The organism is Fibrobacter sp. UWB16 (genome assembly GCF_900215325.1).
In the GTDB taxonomy this organism is placed as follows: Bacteria; Fibrobacterota; Fibrobacteria; order Fibrobacterales; family Fibrobacteraceae; genus Fibrobacter.
On the sequence record NZ_OCMS01000001.1, the window covers coordinates 1,175,758 to 1,201,969 of the forward strand.

General features: G+C 40.9%; 25 protein-coding genes. 19 read left to right on the top strand and 6 right to left on the bottom strand.

What is annotated here, in order from left to right; genetic code table 11:
- Positions 1-62: 62 nt before the first annotated feature.
- The 3 genes from CRN95_RS04815 to CRN95_RS04825 form a co-directional block, all read right to left on the bottom strand.
- The gene (locus CRN95_RS04815; RefSeq protein ID WP_097020228.1) at positions 63-845 is read right to left on the bottom strand and encodes a co-chaperone YbbN; all 783 of its coding nucleotides are present in this window, start codon (positions 843-845) and stop codon (positions 63-65) included.
- A gap of 82 nt (positions 846-927) precedes the next feature.
- On the bottom strand, positions 928-1,422 hold the full coding sequence (locus tag CRN95_RS04820; RefSeq protein WP_097020229.1) for a hypothetical protein: 495 nt from the start codon (positions 1,420-1,422) through the stop codon (positions 928-930).
- 386 nt (positions 1,423-1,808) lie between these two features.
- Positions 1,809-3,077, bottom strand: a complete 1,269-nt coding sequence (locus tag CRN95_RS04825) for a hypothetical protein (RefSeq protein WP_088631048.1) — start codon at positions 3,075-3,077, stop codon at positions 1,809-1,811.
- 524 nt (positions 3,078-3,601) lie between these two features.
- Here CRN95_RS04825 and CRN95_RS04830 point away from each other — a divergent pair.
- From CRN95_RS04830 to CRN95_RS04855, 6 genes are read left to right on the top strand one after another with little or no spacing between them, the layout of a single operon-like run.
- Positions 3,602-5,104: a PIN domain-containing protein gene (locus CRN95_RS04830; protein WP_097020230.1), complete on the top strand. Its 1,503-nt coding sequence runs from the start codon at positions 3,602-3,604 to the stop codon at positions 5,102-5,104.
- Complete coding sequence (locus CRN95_RS04835) at positions 5,079-5,456, top strand: hypothetical protein (RefSeq protein WP_088631046.1); 378 nt, start codon at positions 5,079-5,081, stop codon at positions 5,454-5,456. The genes CRN95_RS04830 and CRN95_RS04835 overlap by 26 nt, the downstream gene beginning before the upstream one ends.
- A gap of 34 nt (positions 5,457-5,490) precedes the next feature.
- Positions 5,491-6,495 (top strand): DNA cytosine methyltransferase, encoded by a 1,005-nt coding sequence (locus CRN95_RS04840; protein ID WP_103143259.1) that lies wholly within the window; start codon positions 5,491-5,493, stop codon positions 6,493-6,495.
- Entirely contained in the window at positions 6,492-7,586 is a 1,095-nt protein-coding gene (locus CRN95_RS04845) for a DNA cytosine methyltransferase (RefSeq protein ID WP_200816178.1), read from the top strand. Before CRN95_RS04840 ends, CRN95_RS04845 begins: the two co-directional genes overlap by 4 nt.
- Positions 7,583-9,100: an AAA family ATPase gene (locus CRN95_RS04850; protein WP_088631045.1), complete on the top strand. Its 1,518-nt coding sequence runs from the start codon at positions 7,583-7,585 to the stop codon at positions 9,098-9,100. Before CRN95_RS04845 ends, CRN95_RS04850 begins: the two co-directional genes overlap by 4 nt.
- Positions 9,097-10,575, top strand: coding sequence for an LlaJI family restriction endonuclease (locus CRN95_RS04855; protein WP_088631044.1), 1,479 nt, complete (start codon positions 9,097-9,099; stop codon positions 10,573-10,575). Before CRN95_RS04850 ends, CRN95_RS04855 begins: the two co-directional genes overlap by 4 nt.
- A 14-nt stretch (positions 10,576-10,589) precedes the next feature.
- Here CRN95_RS04855 and CRN95_RS04860 read toward each other — a convergent pair whose 3' ends face one another.
- From CRN95_RS04860 to CRN95_RS04870, 3 genes are all read right to left on the bottom strand, one after another.
- Positions 10,590-12,266, bottom strand: a complete 1,677-nt coding sequence (locus tag CRN95_RS04860) for an ATP-binding protein (protein WP_200816179.1) — start codon at positions 12,264-12,266, stop codon at positions 10,590-10,592.
- Positions 12,250-13,353, bottom strand: a complete 1,104-nt coding sequence (locus CRN95_RS04865; RefSeq protein WP_088631043.1) for a DNA cytosine methyltransferase — start codon at positions 13,351-13,353, stop codon at positions 12,250-12,252. The genes CRN95_RS04860 and CRN95_RS04865 overlap by 17 nt, the downstream gene beginning before the upstream one ends.
- A 225-nt stretch (positions 13,354-13,578) precedes the next feature.
- Positions 13,579-13,962 (bottom strand): hypothetical protein, encoded by a 384-nt coding sequence (locus tag CRN95_RS04870; RefSeq protein WP_088631042.1) that lies wholly within the window; start codon positions 13,960-13,962, stop codon positions 13,579-13,581.
- A gap of 9 nt (positions 13,963-13,971) precedes the next feature.
- Here CRN95_RS04870 and CRN95_RS04875 point away from each other — a divergent pair, with 9 nt between their 5' ends.
- The 13 genes from CRN95_RS04875 to CRN95_RS04930 all read left to right on the top strand — a co-directional run bounded on the left by CRN95_RS04875 (position 13,972) and on the right by CRN95_RS04930 (position 26,211).
- Positions 13,972-14,403 (top strand): hypothetical protein, encoded by a 432-nt coding sequence (locus CRN95_RS04875; protein WP_235002882.1) that lies wholly within the window; start codon positions 13,972-13,974, stop codon positions 14,401-14,403.
- Positions 14,404-14,568: 165 nt separating this feature from the next.
- Entirely contained in the window at positions 14,569-15,651 is a 1,083-nt protein-coding gene (locus tag CRN95_RS04880) for a YhcG family protein (RefSeq protein WP_088631041.1), read from the top strand.
- 96 nt (positions 15,652-15,747) lie between these two features.
- Complete coding sequence (locus tag CRN95_RS14630) at positions 15,748-15,990, top strand: hypothetical protein (protein WP_141099877.1); 243 nt, start codon at positions 15,748-15,750, stop codon at positions 15,988-15,990.
- Positions 15,956-16,291: a hypothetical protein gene (locus tag CRN95_RS04885; RefSeq protein WP_088631040.1), complete on the top strand. Its 336-nt coding sequence runs from the start codon at positions 15,956-15,958 to the stop codon at positions 16,289-16,291. The genes CRN95_RS14630 and CRN95_RS04885 overlap by 35 nt, the downstream gene beginning before the upstream one ends.
- A gap of 46 nt (positions 16,292-16,337) precedes the next feature.
- On the top strand, positions 16,338-17,681 hold the full coding sequence (locus CRN95_RS04890; protein ID WP_085491206.1) for a Na+/H+ antiporter NhaC family protein: 1,344 nt from the start codon (positions 16,338-16,340) through the stop codon (positions 17,679-17,681).
- Between the two features lie 156 nt (positions 17,682-17,837).
- Positions 17,838-18,278: a hypothetical protein gene (locus CRN95_RS04895; protein ID WP_097020231.1), complete on the top strand. Its 441-nt coding sequence runs from the start codon at positions 17,838-17,840 to the stop codon at positions 18,276-18,278.
- Positions 18,279-18,397: 119 nt separating this feature from the next.
- Positions 18,398-19,717 (top strand): UDP-glucose/GDP-mannose dehydrogenase family protein, encoded by a 1,320-nt coding sequence (locus CRN95_RS04900; protein WP_097020232.1) that lies wholly within the window; start codon positions 18,398-18,400, stop codon positions 19,715-19,717.
- Between the two features lie 9 nt (positions 19,718-19,726).
- On the top strand, positions 19,727-20,815 hold the full coding sequence (locus CRN95_RS04905) for an NAD-dependent epimerase/dehydratase family protein (RefSeq protein WP_097020233.1): 1,089 nt from the start codon (positions 19,727-19,729) through the stop codon (positions 20,813-20,815).
- Positions 20,816-20,980: 165 nt separating this feature from the next.
- Positions 20,981-22,102 carry a glycosyltransferase gene (locus CRN95_RS04910; protein WP_097020234.1) on the top strand — a complete coding sequence of 374 codons (1,122 nt, stop codon included), beginning with the start codon at positions 20,981-20,983 and terminating at the stop codon, positions 22,100-22,102.
- 1 nt (position 22,103) lies between these two features.
- The gene (locus CRN95_RS04915; RefSeq protein WP_097020235.1) at positions 22,104-23,156 is read left to right on the top strand and encodes a glycosyltransferase family 1 protein; all 1,053 of its coding nucleotides are present in this window, start codon (positions 22,104-22,106) and stop codon (positions 23,154-23,156) included.
- Positions 23,141-24,232 (top strand): EpsG family protein, encoded by a 1,092-nt coding sequence (locus CRN95_RS04920; RefSeq protein WP_097020236.1) that lies wholly within the window; start codon positions 23,141-23,143, stop codon positions 24,230-24,232. The genes CRN95_RS04915 and CRN95_RS04920 overlap by 16 nt, the downstream gene beginning before the upstream one ends.
- 33 nt (positions 24,233-24,265) lie before the next feature.
- Entirely contained in the window at positions 24,266-25,249 is a 984-nt protein-coding gene (locus CRN95_RS04925; RefSeq protein WP_097020237.1) for a glycosyltransferase, read from the top strand.
- 44 nt (positions 25,250-25,293) lie between these two features.
- Positions 25,294-26,211 (top strand): ATP-grasp fold amidoligase family protein, encoded by a 918-nt coding sequence (locus CRN95_RS04930; protein WP_097020238.1) that lies wholly within the window; start codon positions 25,294-25,296, stop codon positions 26,209-26,211.
- The last annotated feature ends 1 nt before the right edge of the window (position 26,212 follow it).

Consider the following 26,212-nt stretch of genomic DNA (forward strand, 5'->3'; position numbering starts at 1 on the left):
ATACCCCCATAAAGGGGGCATTTCACAGCAATTTGAGCGTTTTTATTGTCGGAATGACAAAACTACTTGCAAGTAAAACCTTGCAATTCAAGCCCAGCGCGCATTTCGCCGTAAGTCGAAGTGCGCTTCATGTCCATAGCCTTCATAAACCGGCAATCGTTGTCGATATGCATCTGGAAACCCGTCATCGTCGGGGTCACCTCGCCCTTGCCACTTGCACGGATATGTTCCATCATTTGGTCGCGCTTGTCAAACTGTTCCGGCGGCACAAACACATCCGTCACGATATCGACATTCTCAATTTCTGAATCGCCGAACACAAACGAAATCGTCACAAGATTCTTGAGTCCATTGAACTGGCCATCAACCTTGCAGACAAGATTCTTGTGCGCATTCTTCTTTTTCGATTTGTTCTTCGCCTTTTGCGCAGCACTTGGCTTTGGGGTGTAATCCAAAGCGCTCAGAAGTTCAGGCTCCTTGACGACGCCCACGCGCTGGTTGATAATGCGACCGTCCTTGATGAAAAAGAACGTCGGAAACGCCTGAATCGGGAGCGTATTCTTGATTTTCTCGATATTAGGCTCGTCAATCCCGATAGACGCAATCTTGATATCGCTGTAATTTTTCGCAATACCGATAAGCGTCGGAATCATGACAAGGCACGGTGGGCAGCTCGTTGACGAGACTTCAAGAATCACAGGCTTCTTGGAATGCAGAATTTCCTTTTCAAAATTATCATCGTTGATTTTAACGATTTTAATATCTTCGGATGCCCCTGCCGCGAGAACCGCAGACACAACAAAGATAGTGACCTTCATCGCCAAATTTTTTCTAAAACCGATCATTTTCGTTTCCCTAGGTTTGATGATAAGATATAAAAAAAGCCGACCCTACGGCCGACTTTTCCATCCATTCTAAGGATTTAGATTACTTTGCGCAACCCGTGCCGAGAGTCCCCATCATCACACTCACACACTGGGCTTCTATCGCCGCCGCTTCTGCACTGCCTGCCGGATATTCAAGGCATTCGCCAAAGACACCCGGGACATCGCAAGAGACCATCGCGCCCATTGCCGGAGTATCAGTAGTGGGCGTGCCTGTAGCAGGCGTATCAGTTGCAGGAGGATTCGTGGCCGGAGCTGCATTTTCGCAACCCGCCACAGGATTGCCCAAAGTCTGCATATCCCACTGAGCGCCATTGCATTGAGCCAATTCAGAATAATCCGTGACAGCGACAGTTGCGCACTTGTTCACAGTCTGGGAACAAGTGTAGTTGTTATCCAGATCAAAGAACTTATCAACACTCGCCGGGAGCGTATCCTGTTTCGGGCCTGCGGCCGGAGCGTTGGGAGAACTGTCGTCGCTACAGGCTACAAACGAAGCCATAGCAATGGCAGCAATAGGAAGAATCAATTTTCTCATAATGTGTACTCCTTAAATAATTTGTAGGGATAAACTACAAAAAAATACGAACAAAAAACAACAGATAAAGTGTTGAAATTTGTATTCAGATATCAAGCAGATTAATTTGGTCACCAGTGGTGATACATTTCAACTAGCCATCCAACAACACCCACAAGAAGGTGGATGCGCCCCATCGCGGATGCACGTACGGGCCATAAGGCCTATGCCGACTGTCACGGGGATTTTCGAAATCTCAGGCAAAATGCGCAGAAGCGTATCTACACACTTGCACACCAACAATATAAGTTACCAAAAGACCGCTGTCAAGATGTTTTGAGTATTGATGCAAAAAGCCCCCTTCCATCCGGCGGGTGGAAGGGGTGCTGCCGTTCAGATTTCACGATCTAATTTTCTAGCATGAACGCGCATAGTTGATTGATGACGGCTCTACCAGAACCATGGTATACGTCACCCAAGGCTTCCTTATCGCCTCCGCGTCTGTAGTTGTCAGCGACATCCGAAATCGATTCTGCAAAATCATCAAAATCCATATTTCCAGCATCTTCTAGAATACGATGAAGAGCGCTTATATAACATCCTGCTACTTTCGGCTTAATGCCGTTTTCGTCAACCATCCAATCCCTAAAATCTAATTCAGATTGACTTGCCCTCACTCTAGTCCTCGCGCGTTGCGCCTGAGTTGAGTTCCTTGTAGCAGCAGTCTGGGCAGGACGCGGTGCTAGTGCATGACGCGCGCCATATTGAATACCAACTTCAAAATCGCCCGTTGGGTCTACCTCATTTATATCAAAACCTGGCTTCATCGCGATTTTTGACAAAAATTCTTCGTACATGCTACCATATATTTCATGGTATTTCTTCATTGCATATTTCTGCAACTGTTCAGACTCACCAATGTCATTTAACCTTACATGTACGCGCAACTGTTGCAGGTTTCTTTTAGGAGTCAAGATGAAGTTCATAGGGCAGGTTAGGCGGAGGAAATGCGCTTTAAGCAATTCTTTCCCATATTCGTCAACTTCAATATCTCTAGCATAAAAGCTTCCGGAAGGATCCTCGTGAAGTGTCCAATCTTCATATTCATCCCGCGGGAAATAATCCTCGCAGATATCTGAGATTTTAGCCAATCTTTCTCCATCCCATATATCAGTTCCCGCGTTCATGATATGGGAAATTTTATACCCCGCATTGGCAATATACGGATCTTTCCCAGCCAATGATATCGCCGCCTTATCCCGTTCAGATCGTTGGCTCCGTCCAAAACGGGCAGGGAAATTTCGGGAAATCATCGTTTCTTTAAAGTCTTCATAACTGGGAACGTAGCGGTCATAAGCCATCTTGAAGAAATAAGCGGTAAAGAAATTGTCCGTATAGAAGAACCTATACGTATCGTTGGTGACGATATTGTAAAAACCTCTTCGCAAGTCGCGGTCCCAGTCGCGGCCGTTCCCGAACGTTCTTATTGCAAAAAGAGCATTAGGTTCTTCAACGTATCTTTTCAGAAGGTCCCACCATGCTCTAACATATTCTACCGGGATAAGCTTAGGCGCGACGAAAGCATCCCAAAATTCAGCAATGGTTTCTGAGGAACCTACTTCAATATCTGGAATTCTAGGTTCACGAATTGCGTTGAGTTTTTCTTGTAAAGTCATAAGGTAGGTTTCTTTTTTTTATTTATCGTATCAATTGGGAATTATGTAAAGGAAATTGTATTAAGCGCTATACCGCTGAAGTACCTCTGCACATTCGCACACCAACAATATAGATTACCGAAAGTTTATCGTCAAAAAGCTCCAATCATCCAAAGCTCAATTTCATCACAATACACCTTGCAACTTACTACCATTGCATCTCAAATCCAAAGAATCTAAATTCTTCTACAAGAAAAAATGAACATGTTCAATGCATCACTTTCATGGATCAAGAGCAAACATACAAGAAGGGAATATTATTGTTTTAATAGAAAAATCCAGTTAAATAAAAAAGACCCAAGCAATTATTAGATCAAAAATAGCGATTCCTCAAAAATGTCAAAATACGTCATTTTTAATATGTATATTTGATTTTACAGGAAATTCAGCCCTATTGCGCATTATATAGGAATAGGATATTTTAAAAAAGAACAGTAAAAAGAATAAGAAAACAATGCGTAAAAAAAAAAGAACAAGGAGGAAGTATGAAGGTCTTGCTAGATACAAACATCATCATTCACAGAGAAGCTAGTCATGTAGAGAACCAGGATATCGGCACTCTCTTCAAATGGCTAGATCGCACCCACTGCGAAAAAATCGTCCATTCTAAATCAATCGAAAAAATTCTCAAGAACAAAAACGCCACAACCGTTAAGTCATTCAAGGCAAAAATTCAGAACTACGAAATTCTGCAAAATCCTTCGCCTATTGCAGAAGAGGTCCTCGTCGTGTCCAAAAAGATGGACACAACCGAAAATGACTCCGTAGACACCATTTTGCTTAACGAAGTCTTCTGCGATCGTGTTGACTTGCTAATTACCGAAGACAAAAAGATTCATGCAAAAGCTGCCGCTCTAAATATTTCAGATAAAGTCTTCAACATAGACCGCTTCCTAGAAAAGGTTTTCTCCGAGAATCCGGAATTGGTCAACTACAAGGTCTTGAATGTTCAAAAGGTTCCTTTTGGAAAGATTGATTTGAACGACCCCTTCTTTCAGTCCTTAAAAGATGATTATGAGGGTTTCGATAAATGGTTTCTGCGGAAATATGACGAAGCCGCTTATATTACCATAAATTCGAACAACGGAAAATTGCTCTCATTCCTTTATGTCAAGAAAGAAGATGAATCGGAAAACTACGCCGACATCACGCCTCCGTTGCCGCCCAAGAAGCGCTTAAAGGTCGGGACTTTCAAAGTTATTAGTAACGGTTTTAGACTTGGCGAAAGATTTTTGAAGATAATCTTTGACAACGCCTTAAAAAACAAGGTCGAAGAAATCTATGTAACGATTTTCGATAGGACCGACGAGCAGAAGCGGTTAATTGCCCTTATGGAAAAGTGGGGCTTTGTCTATTGGGAGAAGAAGGGCGGCGAGAGAGTATATGTTCGTGACTTCAACCCGAATTTTTTCATAGAAGATGTTTGCAAGACCTATCCCTACATTTCAAAAAATCGCGATACATTTATAGTCCCCATTTATCCCGACTACCATACGGAACTGCTACCCGACTCCATTCTCAATACGGAATCGCCGAGCGATTTTGTGGAAGATTCGCCCCATCGGAATAGTATTTCGAAGGTGTATGTATCGCGAGCCTATGAACCGCACCCCAAGATTGGGGACCTTCTTGTGTTCTATCGAACGGGTGGATTATACAAAAGCGTCATTACCACAATCGGTATTGTAACTGAAATTAAGGAAAATTTCAGCAATAAAGAAGAATTTGTTACTTACTGCAGCAAGGGTAGCGTATTCCCAGAGAAAGAACTCGAGAAAATGTGGGATTATCGCCATCAAAGACCTTTTGTGGTGAGCTTTCTTTATGTATATTCTTTCCCAAATAGAATAAACATGAGCAAGTTGATTGACATGGGCATCTTTAACGGAGTCAATGACGCACCCCGCGGTTTTAGGTTAATTTCTAAAAACCAGTTTGAAAGCATTTTAAAGGAGACCGCCAGTGAAGGCCGTTTTATTGTCGATTAAGCCTGAATTCGCTCACAAGATTTTTGAGGGCTCAAAAAAGTATGAGTTCCGCAAGCAGGTCTTCAAGGATTTGTCCATAAAGAAGGTCATCGTGTATTCTTCATCACCAGAACAGAAGGTTATCGGAGAATTTGAAATCGAGACAATCTTGGATGGTACGCCCGACAAAATCTGGATTCAAACTAGACTATATTCAGGGATTTCTCAAGAGTTCTTCGAGAGTTACTTTGAAGGTCGAGACAAGGCTTATGCAATCAAGGTGGCCTCAACCAAAAGATACTCCAAGCACAAATCCCTTGCCGATTTCAACATTCATACTGCACCGCAATCTTTTGCGTATGTGAATGTGTGATTTTACAAATATTTTGCCGGACACTTAGAGAAACATGCCTAAAAAAAAATTGCATATTACAATTGGAACTAGTTTTAGTGGAATTGGAGCACCTGAACAAGCGCTAAAGAAATTGGGTGTAAACGAAAAAATTTTATTCGCAGGAGATATTGATCCTTTTTGTAAACAAGCCTTTTTTGCCAATTATCAAATAAGTGAATCTGATTGGCATTCTGATGTTCGTAATTTTTCAGCAACACGTTTTGCAGGTCAATTGGATTTATTTGTTGGAGGGAGTCCATGTCAATCCTTTTCTGTAATGGGAAAAAGAAAAGGGTTAGAAGAAGCTCGAGGTACACTTTTTTATGAGTACGCAAGAATTGTATCAGAAGCAAAGCCAAAAGTTTTTATATATGAAAATGTCACAGGGATGTTAAATCATGATCATGGACAAACATGGAATGTAATTTCAGGAATATTTGACAGTCTTGGATATGATTGGAAACTTTGGGTTTTGAATGCTAAAGATTTCGGTCTTCCGCAGAATCGTAGGCGCATTTTTGTAATCGGATTTGAAAAAAAATACAAAGAATGGTTTAATAAGTTAAAGGAACCTGAAAAAATAAACTTAAATGAGGATATGAAATTTTTTTTGGATAAATCGGTACCTAATAAGTACTATTTACCAGAAAAAGGCTTTAACCGTGTTATTGATCCAAATCAATCTAAACATGTTGCTTTAAATGGCAAAATTGCACGGTGTCAAGTAGCCTGTCAACAATACAATTGGTTTGGCGATATGCGTTTTGAATCCCAAATTCCCAAACGTATTGAAGACGATCCAAGAATTTACAAAGGGGTTTATCAGGGAACACGAGGCATAGCGAGGACGTTAACGCCACGAGAATGTTTACGATTAATGGGTTTTCCTGAAGATTTCAAAATTGTAGTAAACGACATGCAGACATACCGACAAGCTGGAAATTCAATGGCTGTAAATGTTATGGAAAATGTTATAAAAAGTATCCTAAAGACCGGAATATTTGGAGATTTTAGATGAAAAACATATTGAAGGTCGCATCAGTTTTTAGTGGAATTGGAGCTCCAGAGTTTGCTCTTAAAAGAAGCGGTATTCCGCATAAACTTGTATTTGCATGTGATAACGGAGAAATTGATTTATTAAAGTCTGATGAAGAAATTCTTGAAAACCTAAAGGGATTATCGTTCTCAGAAAGGCGAACTTACATAGCTTCCCTTTTACCCAAAAGAACAAATCATGTAAAAAAATCTTTCTTAGCAAATTATGATCTCGACGAAAAGCATTTTCATCATAATGTAAAGTTACTTGACGGAACTGAATACAAAAATAAAGTTGATTTATTTATTGGAGGGAGTCCTTGTCAAAGTTTCACACTATTAGGATACCAAAAAGGATTAGAAGAAGCTCGCGGAACTTTATTTTATGAATTTGCAAGATTGATTAAAGAAATAGAACCTAAAGCCTTTATATATGAAAATGTTCAGGGACTTGTAAAACATGATGGTGGCAAAACTTGGGATGTTGTCCAACGAGTATTCGCATCTTTGGGCTATACAATCCATTATCAAATTATGGACGCTGTAAACTATGGAATTCCTCAAAAAAGACGTCGTATTTTTGTAGTAGGTTTTAAAAGAGGTGGGGAAAATTTCGAATTTCCCCCAATTAAGGAATTAAATTACACTCTTCAAGACTTTTTGCTGGAAAACACACCTGAAGGAAATTTCACATCAAATAATGGCGAAATTTGTATTAAGCATGCAAAAGGTGAAATTCCAGAAAAATATTATTTATCAGAAAAAATTTTACCCGGAATTTTAAGTGAAGGTTCTGGAGGATTTTCTATGAAGCCAGAAATCGACCTAAAAATAGCCCGCCCATTGATGCGCACGATGCATAAAATGCATCGTGCGGGAGAAGATAATTACGTAACAACAAACGGTAGAATTCGGCGGCTTATACCAAGAGAATGTCTGCGACTGATGGGATTCACAGACGATTTCAAGCAAGTCGTATCAGATTGTCAAATGTATCAACAAGCAGGTAATTCTATGGTAGTCGACGTTATGATGGCTCTAATAAAGGAAGTTAAAAGGAATATCAAAATATGAGTGAACAATTTGATCTAAATATTGCAGGACATAGCGCAACATTAAAAATAGAACCAACTGGTTCTAAGGATACAGGCATTTTCTTTCCACCAGAATTAATAGATTTTTTGGGAGGAATGGAAAACTTGTCTTTTATCATTTACAAGGATGATTGTATAGCAGCAATGGCAAGCATTATTGCATCCTTGCCATTATATTCGAATAAAGGCGGAGAAAAGATAAGTCATGATTCTCCATCTGAAGTTTGTTCATCTTATATGAAAATGATAAATGAATTCTTTGGTCAGAATAAAACAACCATATACAAAGATTTCAAGCCATCAGAAACTACACAGTCCCGTAGATATCTTTACGGACTTGACAAGGGTAATTTTTCCATACGAAAATTTTTAATTGCAAACTATTCAACACTTTCTTTTTTAAAGGATGATAAGAATCAATTTCATTTAAGAATAAAAACAAATGTAGTTCAATTCAAGCAAAATCCGTTGCCAGAAGGGAACGCCGCTATCGATATTGATGACGTTAGAGTAAATTTCCAAGCACCGCAAAATCAGTTGATTAAGCAAAAAATTATTTTTGGCGCACCCGGAACGGGAAAATCTCATCAGCTAGAGGAATATTGTAAAACCTATTTCTGCGACAGTGAGATATCTAATAGTGCTGAGGAAATTGGGAAACGTTATGAACGTGCTACTTTTTACCCCAATTATAGCTTCGCTCAGTTCGTCGGAACATATAAGCCTGTTCAAAATACTGAAAAAGGAAAGGAATCTGAGATTCTGTATAAGTATATCCCGGGGCCGTTCTTGCGAATCCTAGTAAAGGCACTGCAAAATCCTGAACAAAATTTTCTTCTCATTATTGAAGAAATCAATCGAGCTAACGTTGCTGCTGTTTTTGGAGATGTATTCCAACTTCTTGACCGTAAAAATGGCGTCAGTGAATACCCTATTGCCGCAAGTGAAGATATCAAGAAATACTTAAAAGACAACGGAATTGACCATTGTGATGAGTTGAGAATCCCCAACAACATGTATATCTGGGCAACAATGAACAGTGCCGACCAGGGAGTATTCCCTATGGATACTGCATTCAAACGCCGTTGGGAATTCGAGTACATTGGTATCAACGAGAAAGAAGACGATATGAAGAATTACGAAATACCAATGCAAAAAAAAGAAGAAAGTTCTCGTGAATGGATGAACTGGAATGAACTCCGTCATAAAATAAATGATAGGTTGACAGATCTAAAAATCAACGAAGACAAATTGCTTGGTCCCTATTTTATTTCTGAAGAAAAACTGAAGTTAGTTGAAGGTAGAAAAGTAGAAAATGCTGAAGAATTTGTAAAATTCTTCAAGAGCAAGGTGCTGATGTACCTCTTTGAAGATGCTGTAAAGATGCGTCCTAGAGACCTTTTTGATGAAAATACAATTAGCAGGTTACGATTCTCGGATATCTGCGAAAAGTTCGATGAAATCGGTCAAAGAATTTTCAATTTTACCAAATGACAGAAGAAAAACCATCCCTATTTCAAGAATTGAAACGGTACACCCCAAGAGAGATTAGGGAACTTTTGGGATGTACCTCTGAAAATGTAAAAGCTTACATAAACACACTACGAAAATACGGAATCGTAAAGATTGTCAAGAACGAAAGTCTAGATTTTGCAGACTTGAATAATGACGACCTTGTTATAGCGGATTCTGCAGAAGAGGTGTTGGGAGCATGCTACAAATTTGATTTTGTAGGCGTAGTTGCTGTAAAAAATAAGGTGATTCTCTGCTATCCTAAATACACCTCAAGTACTGATGAAAAAAAAATTCGAGATGAATTGAAATTGGCAATAAAAGCCATTCGCAAATATGATTCTAAAGGCGAATTGGTTCATTTGCATAATAGAGACGATAAAGGCGAGTATAACAAATTGGCCTTGTCATTGCATATTTTGCAGGATTATTTCGAGAATGGCGTTTATACGAATATTCAAGAAATTATAGAAACTAATGGCGAAGGAGAAATCGATTGGGATCGAACGATTAACGAAACATTCGCCTACATCAAGAACAATCGTCCTTATTATCTTGAACTAAAAACACGCTTATCACAAAACGATGATTTAGATTATTTCAAGCGATTGCATGAATGTATCGTTACGCAATGCTCCAAATATCTCAAAGAATTAGATGTATTAGATTTCTTTGACATACCGGAAGTTCTTTTAAGCGAATCGGATTTGAAAGACTTTGGCGATACGGACTATATTCTTTACCGTTTGGAACGAGAAATAGCAAATCAGTTTGTCACAAAGAAACAGAACCTACTAAAAACGCTATATACATTTGTCGCCACATCTGGAACGAGTTCGCAGGAAAATTCTTATAGTCTTTATGGCACTAACTGCATGAACTTGATTTGGGAAAAAGCCTGCGGACAGATATTTGGGAACATTCATGATCAAGTCGAATCAGAAATAAAGAAACCTCAATGGTACTTGAACGGCGGTCATTATGAAACAAAATCTCTAATTCCGGATATCATAACCAAATGTGAAATTAATGACAGGAATGTATTTTGCATACTAGATGGGAAATATTATCTGGTTAAAACGTCCGAGAATATTTCAGGAAATCCCGGCGTCCAAGATGTTGTAAAGCAATTCGCCTACCATGAATCTTTCCACGATTACCTTTGCGAACAGAATTGCAAATGTGTTTTTAATGCTTTCTTATTTCCACTTTTTGATGCAGATGGTTCTCCAGAAAAGGAAATTCTTATCCGCGGTTTTGTGACTATGCTAAAATGGGGCGTTGAACAACTTGTCCCAATATATCTTGTTTTCTTAAAGCCTGAGTTCGTGTGGATGAATTATATTAACGGATCCATTCAGAAGCCGGCGCTGATCGAAGCGATGAAACGCATTCGATTAGAAGATGTTTTTAGAAATGTGTTGAAATATCCAGATACCTTGCAGTATATGGAATAAAATTAAATCAAAAACTAGGGCTTGCTAGATATCTTTAATAGATTTTTGATCCTTGCTTTTATATTCTCAAAACATACGTTCAACCGTAGTTTTGCCACATCAGTTAATCTAGATGTGTGGGCAACGGCGTCGCGAATAGGGGTGTACTCAATGCAGTCTCGTAGTAAAGTTGACTTTTTTTGTTTGTCTTTTTCGGTGTCAGCTATATAAGCTAGCTGTTCCATTCCGCAATACGATAAATCGTTGTCGTCATGTCGAATTTGTATGCTTAAATTCGCTTTATCTTTCTTTGCTTGATAGCCTTCCTTCCAATTTTTTATGTCATTTTTTAAACTATCTGGATATGCAATCTTTTGGGTAGTAATATACTTTCGCAGTAGATTTTCCGCTAGAAAACAATCTCCATATGATTCGTAATTATAGACGGCATCGGGTTTTAACTCATTAATCCAAGAATTGACCCTATCTTTATCTTCGGTAGACGTTGTTTTGTCGAAATGAACGTAATCATCAGTAATGGCGTCATATAGCTCCTCAGACTTTCGCTGTCTTGGAGGTATTTTTTTATTGTCGGAATCACCTGTTTTTCGATTGGCTCGACGTAAATCATCCCATTCTTCAATTATCTTCGCCATGATATCTTTTTTCAATACATCTAAAAGTGAATTGAATTTAGGATCGTCTGGAACAACTCCTTCTCGACTACTAGTAAAACGATCTGTATCATCGTCAAGTTCGTTGAAATGGATTTGACCATAAAGGTAACTTTCTACAATTCGAGTTGATGGAATATGACTCAAAATATTCTTTTCACGAAGTCTTCCATTAACAAAAAGGTCAACTGTTGCCTTTTCGTCTGAAGTTCTAATTTTTAGTTTCGAAGGCGTATCAACAGAAGCGATAAACCCGGACACAGTCACGGATTCTGTGTATATTAAACGATGAGTGATTAAGCTTTTTGACTTTCGAATCGCTTTTTCAAAAGCATCATTATCATTATCATGGTTTATCAACCATAAGAACTGAGTATCATTTATTAATGGCTCCAAATCAACCATTGAAATTTCTTTTCCATTAACGCTTATATTAAAAGAAGGATCAAACAATGAAAATCTGAAGTCAAGAGCAATAAGTTGACGTAAATAATCAATGCGATTTTTTATGCCGTCATTCATCCCATTGAAAATAATTATAGTCCCATGAGAGAGTTTTTTGTTTTCTTTTAGCAAATCGGAATTTAACGGCGTAAGATTGTAATCATTGGGAGTTATGTCATCTTTAATTGCCTGATCTAGACGAGCATTGTCTATTGTTCCTCCCGTCAAGCTTGACTTTTGTGTTTTGGTAACGATGGAGATGCTTTTTGCGCAAGAAAGCAATGCCAACTTGCCAATACCCTTTCGTCCGATAAATGGACGTCTTGTTGGAGAGCAACTTTTTCCATCTTTTCTTTTAGAATATCCGATTTTTAGGAACTTATTTTGAAAATCGTCTGGCGTCATTCCAACACCATCATCTTGAACGACTAATTGGTTCTTTTCTCTGTCTATGTATATGTGGACATTTTTTGCGTCCGCATCCCATGAGTTAGATATAGCCTCGCCTATAACGGTTATAAGGCTTCGGTACAAATTTCTTCCTAAATGATTTAGAACACTTAAGGAAATGTTGAATTTATAGTTTTCCATCATGAGCCTCGCATTGTTTTAAATGCTGCTTTATACTTTTCCCAATAATTTCCCCTAATTTTGGGGGGACAGCGTTCCCTATATATCTGGACGCTAAAGTCGTTGATACAGATTTTTCATCTACAAAAAATTGATAATTTCTTGGGAACGTCTGTATCAAAGCGGCTTCCCGAAGAGATATTGCTCTATCTTGTTCGGGATGTCCAAATCGTCCATTTCCTAAACCAGTACACTGTGTAGTCATTGTTGGAGCAGGTTTATTCCAATCCATACGACCATATACACTACCGAAGGTTTTTCCACTATTCTTTTTATGACATTTTAGCTGAAGTTCTTTAGGCCAATCAGACCAACTTCCATTTGTAGGAGTTGCTTTTATTCGTTGAATATTCAAAGGTGTTAATGCTCGTGCTTTGTGTAAAGCATCATTTGGGTCCCTTTCTCCAGCTTCGATTGGCGGCAAATTTCCAATCACATCCTTTACGGTTACATAATTTTCTGCAGTGTGTGTTGGGGGGATTAATTCAATTTTTCCTTTTTTTGATGCTAATAAAACCAAACGTTTTCTTGTTTGAGGAATACCATAATCGGGACAAAAGACAACCTTATAGCTTACATTATACTCGTTACGTTCCAAGGTTTCGATAAAACGTTGAAAAACATGTTCCAATTTGAATTTCAAAATTTGCGGAACATTTTCCATAGTGACAATGTCGGGTTGAACTTCTTCCACTAGTCGTCCGAATTCATCTAGTAAACTGTACTTATTTGGGTCTTTATTTTTGTTTTTAAATGCATATGAAGAAAATGGCTGGCAAGGAGCACACCCCGCAAGAACTCGAATTGCACCTTTACTATAAGTATTGTTTATTTCTTCGGCTGTTACTTTGCGAATATCTTCATATCGAAATTCAGCATTGTTGTTGTGATGATATGCATATTGGCAAGTATAGTCTAGATCATACCCGGCTTTAATTTTAAAGCCTTGGCTTTTTAATCCAAAACTTAGGCCTCCTATCCCGCAAAACAGATCAACAACTTCTATAGGAGGGGATTTCTTTTTTGCAGAACTCTTGCGTGATTTAGCCATATAAATAAAAATACCAAAATAAATTTATGCACATTCAATATTGGAGTGAAAAAAAGCATAAATATAGTTAATTTTTTTCGCATTCGCGTTAGGGATAGTGACCCCTTGGGGCGGAGACGCGCCATGCGTGACGCCGTTGCAAGAGCGGCACGAGGGTACCGCAGGTGCACACGGGCTGCCTTGCAATATAGCCCGACCCGGCGAGAAGCCGGGGAACGCTCATGTTTAATCTGAACTTTCCCAATATATTCTTGGCAACTCATAGCCTTCATGACTGATTTCGCATCCATCAATGTTTTCCAGCCCCGATTTCATTTCTTTATCCAGTTTTTCGAGTTGCATATTGACATTCGATAAAAAGTCCTCGTCGCCGTAGTCACCAGCCTCTAGATAGTCAACAGCCTTTGCGTAGATATGCGCCACACGCAGGGCCTTGTAGGCTTTTTTGTACACGGCTAGGACTCCCTTTGAATGTGGGGCGAAATACATGTCTTCGTTCCGCGCCCATGCAACCCACTTTTTGTTTTTCTGTTTTACGTATATGTTCCTGATGCACTCTGCGATTTCTTCAATATACATTTCGTGGTATTCAAAAGCCCCGCCGGACATATTACCTCCATGTTGAAAATTTGTTCCATTTTGATGGTTCCTTGTGTACAATTTATACGCCCGAAATATGTCGGTCAAGCCCCCTCTCTGCGTGAGGCCTACTACCCGTATATAAACGGGAGCATTGAGTCCGAAAAAACGGGATACGCTCTTCAAAAAACGGGAATTGCTCTCCAAAAAATGGAAATCGCATCTATTGTATTAAATTCAGGTTTTGGGAAGACAATAAAAGAAAAAATGAAAAAAATCATTGATGAAATAGATGAAAATCAAGTAATTGCAGCAAAGGATATTATGAAAATTTTAGCGTGTAAGCCAACAGCCGCAACAGAGATGATTAAACGAATGCGCTCGCTGAATCTTTTAAAGAAAATAGAAGGAGTAGGACCAGGTCGTTATTCCTTAAATTTTCTCTCAATAACCACACCGAAGGACTTGTAAAATTTTCTTACTCCCCTAGCCAACATTTTTGATTTTAGGTACATTAATGCAGTACGTGATTCTCTGTCAAATGGAGAATCGCGTCTTTTTTTATTCCGAAAATTCTGAATAAGGGGACGCCTCTAACATCAACCGGCCGCAAATTGTGACCACATGGAGGCTAATATGGCTAAAAATAAAGAGAATGTCCCTGCAAAAGCGGTGGAATCGTTGTTCAATAAAATATCCCCTCTTATTACGCAATCTCGTAAAATGATTGCAACGACCATCAATACTGCTGAAGTCTGCACCAAATTCAAGATAGGCCAATATATAGTCGAAGATGAACAAAAAGGCAAAAGCCGAGCGGCATATGGGAAACAAGTACTCATTCATCTATCTGCCAGACTGATAGAAAAACATGGGGAAGGTTGGTCCGTTGAAACATTAACGCTCTGTAGAAAATTTTTCAATGTATATTCGAATTTCGTAAACGGTGTTTACGAAATTGAGGGCGAATATAAATTCACACTTTCTTGGTCGCATTACCTAGTGCTCATGCGCATCAAGAATGATGATGAACGCCGTTTTTACGAGATAGAGGCTACTTCCGGGAACTGGTCTGTTCGCGAGTTGCAGCGGCAGTATGGTTCAAGTCTGTATGAACGCCTTGCGTTGAGCCGGGACAAGGAACAGGTTGCCCGCTTATCGCGAGTCGGCAACATGGTGGAGAAGCCGGAGGATATCATCAAGAACCCGGTGACGCTTGAGTTTGTCGGTTTGAAACCGGATGCATCGTATTCGGAATCGAACTTGGAATCCGCTATCATTAACAAGCTGCAAGAATTCCTGCTCGAACTGGGGAAAGGATTCCTGTTCGAAGCACGACAAAAACGATTCTCATTTGATGAGGATGACTACTATGTAGACTTGGTTTTGTACAATCGCCTGCTGCAATGCTATGTACTCGTTGACTTAAAAGTCGACAAATTGACCCATCAAGATCTTGGCCAAATGCAGATGTACGTAAACTACTATGATCGTTATGTAAAGCAGAATTTCGAAAAGCCGACTATCGGCATTTTACTTTGCAAAGAGAAGAAGGATACCCTTGTGAGGTTGACGTTACCCGAAAATGCAAATATTTATGCATCCGCTTATGAGTTGTATCTGCCGGACAAGAAACTTTTGCAAGCGAAGGTCAAAGAATGGGTAAATGAATTCGAAACGCAAGATGGTAGGACACCCCAATTGTCAGCCAACGGATGACAAATTGAAACATATCGAAATCGAAAAAAAACATATTGTATATACAGTTGTATTGACACTAGCATATACATTTTTCTATAATAAAGAGGACTTTAGATGAATATTACGAAACACGCTTTTGAGAGAATGCGTGAAAGAGGCTTTAATGTAGAAATGCTTGCGAAAGTTCTACGGAAAAAGAACTTGGTACGGATTTCATCAGATAGAGAAGGTGTATCTAAAATCGTTTCTGAAGTAGACAATCGTTTTTGGACATTGTTTGTATCCGACGACCTAAAAACTTTAATAACCGTAAGGAGAGCACATGAAGACGAAGAAAGAAAAGCACGAGAAGATTAAATTACCTAAGGGTTTCAAACTAGTTGACGATTTTCTTTCCAAAGAAGAAATAGATAGACTAGAGAACGACACAACCATAAAAGATCCAATAATTATTACCGGCGGACACGAGTCGGAAACTCTCGAAGAATCCATCGCCCGCATTAGCCGTGCCATTGCAGAGGCAAAAGAAGAAAAAAAGATGTATTCCATAAGACTCAAGGTCAAGACTGTTGACGCGATCAAGCGCAAAGCTGCAGCCGCAGGGATTCCGTATCAGACCTACGTGAATGTTCTGCTTGACAAGGCGGCTTTCGCTTAAAGCTTTATAGCCTCCCTCCTCCCCCCACTTTTCTATCTTTCACGTCATGCAAAACGAAAACTCTCAAGAAAAGATCAAGGGCAACCCGATTGCCCTTTTGCCTATCGCCGTGTTCCTGGTACTTTATCTGGGTCTCGGCATCACGTTTGAATATGTCCTCAAGATCCCGATGGGATTTTACAACATCCCGATTGTCGCAGCATTCCTGGTGGCAATTTTCGTGGCTTGTGTGCAAAACCGCAAGCTGAATTTCGACCATAAGATGAACGTGATGGCAGGCGCACTTGGCGACCGCAACATTTTCTTGATGATCCTGATTTTCCTTTGCGCGGGCATTTTCGCGGGGATTCTCGGGCGCTCAAGCGCCTCAGCGGCGGCATACTTACTCTTGGATTTCATTCCGGCGCAATTCGCGGTGGTAGTGCTGTTCGTTGTCGCGGCGTTTGTCTCTACGGCGATGGGTACGTCTGTTGGCACAATTGCAGTGGTCTCCCCGATTGCGGTCGAAGTCGCACAGATGGCGGGCTTTGGCGTTCCATTCTGCGTAGCGACGGTGATTGGCGGCGCGATGTTTGGCGACAACTTGAGCTTTATTTCGGATACGACGATTGCGGCAACATCTACGCAGGGTTGCAAGATGAAGGATAAGTTCCGTGTGAACTTTCTGGTGGCTGCCCCGGCGGCACTTCTCGCGATTATCATTATCACGGCAATTTCGTTTGTGACCAAGGCAAATACGGTTGCCGAAAACTCCTACAATCTCGTACAACTTATTCCGTATGTTCTCGTATTGGTACTTGCGCTCACGGGCATCAATGTTTTTGCGGTTTTGCTCATCGGCATTGTTGCAGCGTCCATCATCATGGTAGGTTCCGGCACGCTCGACATGATCGGCCTTTTGCAGAACATCGGTAACGGCATTTCGGGAATGTACGAGACGATTCTCGTGGCGGTTTTGGTGAGCGCTTTGTGCGGGCTCATTCGCATTCATGGTGGGTTCGCGGCCCTGTTGGACTTTATCCATAAAGTGTTCAAGGGACACCGCAGCGGTCAAGTGGGCGTTGGCCTCTTGGTGAGCGCACTCGACATTGCTACAGCAAACAACACAGTCGCCATCGTGATGGCAGGCCCCATCGCAAAGCAGATGGGCGACGAATACAGAATCTCGCCGAAAAAGACAGCTTCGCTTCTGGACATATTCAGCTGCGTGGTGCAAGGAATTTTGCCTTACGGCGCACAGATGCTCGTAGCGCTTGCCGCCATTTCGACAGCTATCCCAAACGCAAACATCAGCGCGTTTGACCTCATTCCCTACATGTTCTATCCATTCTTGTTACTTGTCAGCGTACTCATATTCATTGCAATTTCTCCGCGCAAGAACAAGCACTAACTTTAACAAAGTTTTGCGCCAACGATCCCCGCTTTCGCGGGGATTTTTTGTTTCCATATTCCAATTTAGACCACATCTCAACTACTCCTCGTTTATGTTACTTTGTAGTTTACAATTGAGGCGGTAAAACGTCTCAGAATAAACTAGGAGGCAATCATGAAAAACTTTAAAATTATGGCAGCAGTCATGCTCGCATTGATGGTTACAACATCGTTCGCAGCACGAATAGTCAAATCGAAACTGGGCGATATCGAAATCACCAACGCAAAGGACGGTGGGAAAGTTTTCTGCACAGCAGAATTCAATGACGAACTGACAATTGTCAAAGAAGCCGAAACTAAAGTCCTCGTCAAAGGGCGATGCGGAATGGGCTGGGTCGATAAATCAAAAGTTGAATATGTCGCCAAGGCGCAGGACAAGGTCATTATTTTTGACGAAATCCCGTTATTAGATTGGCACGACAATCCAATGGGTACTGGTATTTTGATCGACGACATTGAAGATTTTGACATCGCACAGATTGATCGCGATTTCAAAGAATACCTGACATACACTATGGATCGTGAGCAAACAGAAATACGAAATGGAGAGAACTGAGCTCACGCATCAGCGCTGCCCTGCGGGGCAGCGTTTTTTTGTTCTTCCTCAAACGCAGTCTTACGATTTTATTACTTTTTCTTTTGATAAACAGAAGAGAATTTCACAAGGATTTATTTATGAATATTGCTATTGTCGGTACCGGTTACGTTGGTCTTGTTAGCGGCACGTGCTTTGCCGAAATGGGTGTCAACGTGACTTGCGTTGATGTGAACCAGGCCAAGATCGAATCTCTCCAGAAGGGAGAAATCCCTATATACGAACCAGGTCTCGATGAAATGGTGCTCAGGAACCAGCGCGAAGGCCGCCTCAACTTCACGACCGATCTCGCAAGCGTTCTCGACAATGTCGAAATGGTATTCAGCGCCGTGGGTACGCCCCCCGACGAAGACGGTTCCGCCGACTTGCAGTATGTGCTCGCTGTGGCCCGCACGTTCGGCCAGAACATCAAGAAGTACACCGTTCTCGTGACCAAGTCTACAGTCCCTGTCGGCACAGCCAAGAAGGTCAAGGCAGCCATCCAGGAAGAACTCGACAAGCGTGGCGTGAACGTCCCGTTCGACGTGGCCAGCAACCCGGAATTTTTGAAAGAAGGCTCCGCCATTACGGACTTCATGAAACCGGACCGCGTTGTCGTGGGTGTCGAAAGCGAACAGGCCAAGGAACTCATGACCCGCCTCTACCGCCCGATGATGCTCAACAACTTCCGCGTGATTTTCACGGACATCCCGAGCGCCGAAATGATCAAGTACGCCGCGAACTCCATGCTCGCGACCCGCATCAGTTTCATGAACGACATCGCAAACCTTTGCGAACTCGTAGGCGCCGACGTGAACATGGTCCGTAAGGGCATCGGCAGTGACACCCGTATCGGCTCAAAGTTCCTCTACCCGGGCTGCGGATACGGTGGAAGCTGCTTCCCGAAGGACGTGAAGGCACTCATCAAGACCGCCGAAAAGAACGGCTACAAGATGGGCGTTCTCAAGGCTGTCGAAGAAGTCAATGAATACCAGAAGACAGTCCTTTTCAACAAACTCGCAAAGCGTTTCGGCGGCGAAGCCAACCTCAAGGGCAAGACGATTGCCATGTGGGGCCTCGCCTTCAAGCCGGAAACGGACGACATGCGCGAAGCGACCGCACTCGTACTTATCGACAAGCTCACAAAGGCTGGCGCTATAGTTAGAGCCTATGACCCGGTTGCCATGAACGAATGCAAGCGCCGCGTGGGCGACATCGTCACCTACTGCAACGACATGTACGAAGCATTGCTCGACGCAGACGCCCTCCTCCTCGTGACCGAATGGAAGCAGTTCCGCATGCCGAGCTTCGGCGTGATGAAGAAGTCGATGAAGAACGCCCTCATCATCGACGGCCGTAACATCTACGACGCTAAGGAACTCGCCGACGCCGGTTTTGAATACAGCGCTATCGGTTGCTAAGGAATAGCCATGCTTGATAAAAACGTTATTCTCAATGGAAAGGCCGTCCTTGTTACGGGTGCGGCAGGATTTATCGGTTGCAACCTCTGCAAGAAGTTGCTCAACGACTATAACTGCTCCGAACTCGTCGGGCTCGATTCCATCACAGACTACTACGACGTAAACATCAAGCACGAGCGTCTCAAGGAAATCGAGGCTCTCGCGACAACAACTGGCAAAAAGTGGACATTTATCAAGGCGAACCTCGCCGACAAGGCTGCAATCGACAGCCTGTTCGAGAAGTACCACTTCGCCGTCGTCGTGAACCTCGCCGCCCAGGCAGGCGTCCGCTATTCCATCACAAACCCGGATGCCTACATCCAGAGCAACCTCATCGGATTCTACAACATCCTGGAAGCATGCCGCAAGGGCGCCGAAAAAGGCGAAGTCGAGCACCTCGTGTACGCGAGCTCCTCCAGCGTGTACGGCAGCAACAAGAAGATCCCGTACTCCACCGACGACAAAGTCGATAACCCGGTCTCGCTGTATGCCGCCACCAAGAAGAGCAACGAGCTCATGGCGCACGCCTACAGCAAGCTCTACAACATTCCGAGCACGGGGCTGCGCTTCTTTACCGTTTACGGCCCCGCTGGCCGCCCTGACATGGCCTACTTCGGATTCACCAACAAGCTCAAGGCCGGCAAGACCATCCAGATTTTCAACTACGGCAAGTGCAAGCGCGACTTCACGTTCGTCGATGACATTGTCGAAGGCGTCGTGCGCGTGATGCAGCACGCCCCCGAAAAGCAAAACGGCGAAGACGGCCTCCCCCTCCCGCCGTACAAGGTCTACAACATCGGCAACAACCACCCAGAAAACCTGCTCGACTTCGTGACGATTCTCCAAGAAGAGCTCGTCCGCGCGAAGGTTCTCCCCGCCGATTACGACTTCGAGGCCCACAAGGAACTCGTGCCCATGCAGCCCGGTGACGTGCCCGTAACCTACGCAGACACGACCGCCCTGGAGAATGATTTCGGATTCAAGCCCGCAACACCTCTCCGCGAAGGTCTGAGAAAGTTTGCAGAGTGGTACGCAACGTATTACGGGAAGGGAGAGTAACGGATATAGTAGCGGACAAACCGATAATAAAATTGAATATCGCGGTAGCAAAAAGACCGTCGGTTACTATATTGTGTTACTAATAATAACCCGGAATGAGTGTAAACGATGAAAATTTCTAAGTTTACAGTCTCGATTGAGATTTGACCTATTGGAATTTTGCACGTGAAAAAAGTATTGCATATATCGAAGTACTACTATCCCTTTACAGGTGGCATAGAACAGGTCGCCAGAGACGCCGTTCGCGCCTTGCAGGGAAAATTCGAGCAAAAAATTCTTTGTTTTGAACACGACAATAGCGAAAACCAGAATGTCGTTGATGAAGTCGAAGTCATTCGCTGTAAATGCCAGTGCAAAATTTTTTCGCAATCCATTTCTCTAGAGATGGGTCGTAAGTTCAAGGACCTGCTGAAGACGTTCAAGCCGGATTACATTGTATTCCATTATCCGAACCCCTTCTTTGCAAGCATTCTTTTAAGAAATATCCCCAAAGAAACCAAGCTGATCCTCTACTGGCATCTGGACATCACCCGCCAAAAGATCCTTGGCAAAATTTTCCATCTGCAAAACCTGGCCCTACTTAAAAGGGCGGATAAAATTATTGCGACAAGCCCCAATTACATCGAGGGCAGCAAATACTTGTCACAATACAGATCTAAATGCCAAGTCATTCCGAACTGCATTGACGAGAACCGTCTTGCGAAGACACCCAAAGCAGTCGAACTTGCAGAAAAAATCAAGCAAGAGAACAAGGGCAAGACGATTTGCCTGTCTGTTGGACGACTCGTGCCATACAAGGGATACAGCGATCTCATAAAGTCCGCAAAGAAACTGGACGAAAACTTCGTTTTCTACATCATAGGCGATGGAGAAAAGAGAAAAGCCCTGTTAAGCCAAAGCAAAAACTGCCCTACGGTCAAGTTCCTAGGGAAACTCACAGACGACGAGCTTAAGGCATACTATTTGGCCGCCGACATTTTCTGCTTCCCGTCAATCACCAAGAACGAAGCATTCGGAATCGCTCTTGCCGAAGCCATGTACTTTGGTCTGCCCTCCATTACATACACAATTCCTGGAAGTGGCGTAAACTACGTGTCATTGAATGGCGAAACAGGACTGGAAGTGCCAAACAGAGATGTCGACGCATACGCAAATGCAGTCAAGGAACTTGCGGCTAACAAGAACAAGAGAAAGCAACTTGGAGATAAAGCATTTAACCGTGTTATAGACAAATTTTTATACAAAGAATTTAAAAGCAATTTCGTTAATATAATGGAAATAAAATAGGATGACACGTTATTGTATTAACGGCACATTTCTTAGTGAAAAAAGAACGGGGATTTTTCGATTTGCAGAAGAAATAATCAAAGCCCTCGATTCTTTAGTAGGCGATAATCTTGATATAGTTTTAATAGTCCCCAAACACACATTAATTCCTTTTTCGCTCAAGAATATACGTATTCTTGAATATGGTTTTTTAAAGGGGATTCCATGGGAGCAAACTTTTTTCGCCTTCTACGCATTAATTCATAGAAGAATTCCCATCAACTTGTGTAATGTCACACCATTGTTGGTTCCAAGAGGATATTCAGTCATTCATGACATCAGTTACAAAGTTAACCCTCAGTATTTTTCGCACTGGTACGGGTTGTTGTCAAGAAAGTGGCATTGTTTGAATTATTGGATCATAACACACTTTGCTAGACATATTTTCACAGTATCAGGCTATTCAAAAAAAGAAATAGAAAAAATATATAAGACCAAACCAAGCCAAACTACAGTCATTCCCAATGGATGGCAACATATGCTTTATGTTGAGCCAGCCAACGACGATGTTTTTTCAAAATACCAACTCGAAAAGAATAACTATTTTCTTAGTCTTTCAACCATTGCTCCAAACAAAAATTTAGGTTGGGTTCTACAAACCGCCAAAAATAATCCCCATCAAAATTTTGCCATAGCCGGATCATTAAATCCCACACGTTTTGGTTCAAATTTAAATCTAAATGAACTCCGCAATGTAAAGTTTTTGGGATACATCAGCGATAATGAATTTGTCTCTTTAGCAAAAAATAGCAAAGCATTCATTTTTCCCTCTTTCTACGAAGGCTTCGGTTTACCACCATTGGAAGCTATGGCCGTTGGAGCCAAAGTCATTGTATCAAACATTGAAGTTTTGAAAGACATTTTTGAAGATTCCGCACATTATATCGAGCCCCATATAACAAATACCAACTTGAACGACATTTTAAGCAAAGACGTATCTTCCCCAAGCAACACACTAAAGAAATTCAATTGGATTGAAAGCGCTAGGAAAATGAAAGAATGCTTCCGTACTTGATAACCTTTACACTATCTCTGGTTGCATATAGCTTTGCTATTAGGTCTCTCAATCGAAGACTGCGTTTATTACTTATTGTTATTTCTATTTTATTGCCAGCAACGCTAGCGGGCTTACACGATCCATCTTTGGGGCTGGACTGGTATGGCTATGGGATTGACATTTGGGAAATAGCAACGAACATACACAGCTTTAATTCATTTTTGCAGTATTACCCGGCTATAGAACCTGGCTACAAGTTGCTGAATTATGCGATTTCATTCATATCATCAGATTATCACGTTTTCTTTTTCTTCCACCAACTTATATTAGCTTCAATCGCCGTATTTGTAGCTTATTTCAATAGGAATCATAAATATTCAGAAATAATACTGATTTTCTATTTTCTCTACATGTACAATACATCAATCAATATCATAAGACAATCATTGGCACTTATGATGTTTTTGTTGGCATACACACTGTGGGATTCACACTATCGGAAAAGCTCATATTCAATATTTGGCATTTCCCTATTTTTTCACACATCAGCCGTTTTCGCATTTCCGATATACATAGTATCAGCGTTCAAGCACGTCCTAAGAAAATATCGAGTATTCATTATAACAGCAATTATTTGGACTGCTTACTACACAATAAATTCGTACACTTACATTCTTACCCAACTAATAGATTTGAATATTTTTTCTGGGCACTATATTGGGTATGCAGATCAAGTTGGAGAAGTTTCAATCCACAAAACCGATATTGCATTTCAAGCAGGAATTATAATACTGTTATTTTGCCTGCCCTCAAAAGCAAAAAACAAGGAAATATGTTTTCAGATATCTATATTGGCCTTAATGGCTATTACTCTAAATCTTTTTGGCAATATTACTGATATCGCATTCCGAGTAGCACATTATTTTATTCTTCCCATTGCTATTCTTATGCCAAGAGTTTCACGTTCTCTCAAAGTCAACCAAATTGCGTGTATAATTTTTGCAATTTTATTGGCATCAAGATTTCTATACTTCGTATTCTCTGGGGGCGCGGAAAATACCGTACCCTACAAATCGATGCTTTTAGGCATATAAATTCAAGCAACACTTCACATTGGGAATTGTTCTATGTATAAAATTGTATATGTTCTAGTATGCTCAGACAAGGACTTATATTGCGAGCAATGCATATTGTCTATCATGAGTGTAAAAAAAAATTCCCCTGAATCGCCAATAACTCTATTAATTGATGATCTCACAAAAAATTGTATAGAACATCATACATCCAAAAAACAAATTTTCGAACTTGTCGATGAACTTATTTCTGTTCCGCGTCCTCAAAATTTTTCAGGAATGGAAACTAGCCGTTACTTGAAAACCAAAATGAGAGAATTCGTCCAAGGAGATTTTCTCTACATAGACAGTGACACCATCATATGTAGTCCGCTATACGAAATCGAAGACATAGCAATCGAACTTGGAGCAGTCCTTGATCAACATACAAGTCTTTCACAAAGCACCCATGCCATAATTTCAAAACAACACATAAAAAAGGTATCCTCATTAAATGAATTAGCCCAATATGAAAAATACTTTAATGGAGGAGTTCTATGGGTTCGCGACACAGAATCTAATCATAAGTTTTTTAACGACTGGCACAACAATTGGTTACATTCACGCTCCAAAGGAATTAAAACCGACATGCCAGCCCTAGCCTTAGCAAATTATCAAAATAATTTTTCCATACAAGAATTAGATGGTGTATGGAACTGTCAAATTTGGTTTGGAGCAAATTATCTACCCAAAGCAAAAATAATCCATTATTTCACTAGCATAGACACGTTCTCAGGAGGATACGGTGTATTCTCTGTTGATTTACCAAAAAAAATCAATTCAGGTGAAAAATTAGACAAACACGATTGGGAATTAATTCAAAATGCCCGCAATGCATTCCCAACCCCAAATGCGATTATAGTAGGTTCCGATTACGAAATATACCGGTCTTCTCTATGTGGTGTTCTACGAGCTCTATACAGAAAAAAAAGACTATTTAATCTATTTGAGAAAATTCTTTATCTAATAAGAATACTACGAGCTAAATTCATTATCTAAGCAATAAATCATTAAAATACCACTTTTACAAACTGATCAAGAATATGAAAATTACAACATTTATCAGAAAAGTTTATCGTCGTTTGCACCTATATGGATGGTTTAACTTTTTACCAGACGCTCTAGACATAAAGCTTCTTTATTTAGCTCATATGGGTAAATTGCCCAATCTTAAAAAGCCACAAACTTTTAATGAAAAATTGAACTGGCTCAAATTAAATGACCATAATCCGCTTTATACAACTTTGGTGGATAAATACGCTGTAAAAGAATGGGTCGCAAAAAAAATTGGAGAACAATATGTTATTCCAACTCTTGGCGTTTGGAATAATTTTGATGATATAGATTTCAGCAAACTGCCTAATCAATTTGTGTTAAAATGCACCCATGATTCTGCAGGGCTAATTATATGCAAAGACAAATCCCAGCTTGATAAAAAAAAGGTGCGAAATAAATTAAGTAAATGCTTAAAGCGAAATTTCTACTATATAGCTCGTGAGTGGCCTTACAAACACGTACCACCACGCATTATTGCCGAGCAATATATGGAAGACATCCAAGATGGCGAACTACGGGATTACAAATTTCACACATTCAATGGTGAGCCCAAATTTATCCTAATCGCATCAAACCGCCACATAAAAGAAAAGAAACGATTTGATTATTTTGACATGGATTTCAATCATATCAATCTACAAGATATAAGTACACCAAATTCAGCTATTAACTATCCTCATAAGCCAAAAAATTTTGAATTGATGAAGAAATTTTGCCGAATATTAGCAAAAGACATTCCCGCTGTTAGAGTCGATTTTTACGAAGTAAATGGTCAACTTTATTTTGGAGAAATGACATTCTTTGATGACGGCGGCTTTATGCAAGCAAAGCCCACAACATGGGAAAAAGAATGGGGTGATTTAATAGACCTTTCCACAATCAAAAAAGATAATTCAGATTATTAAT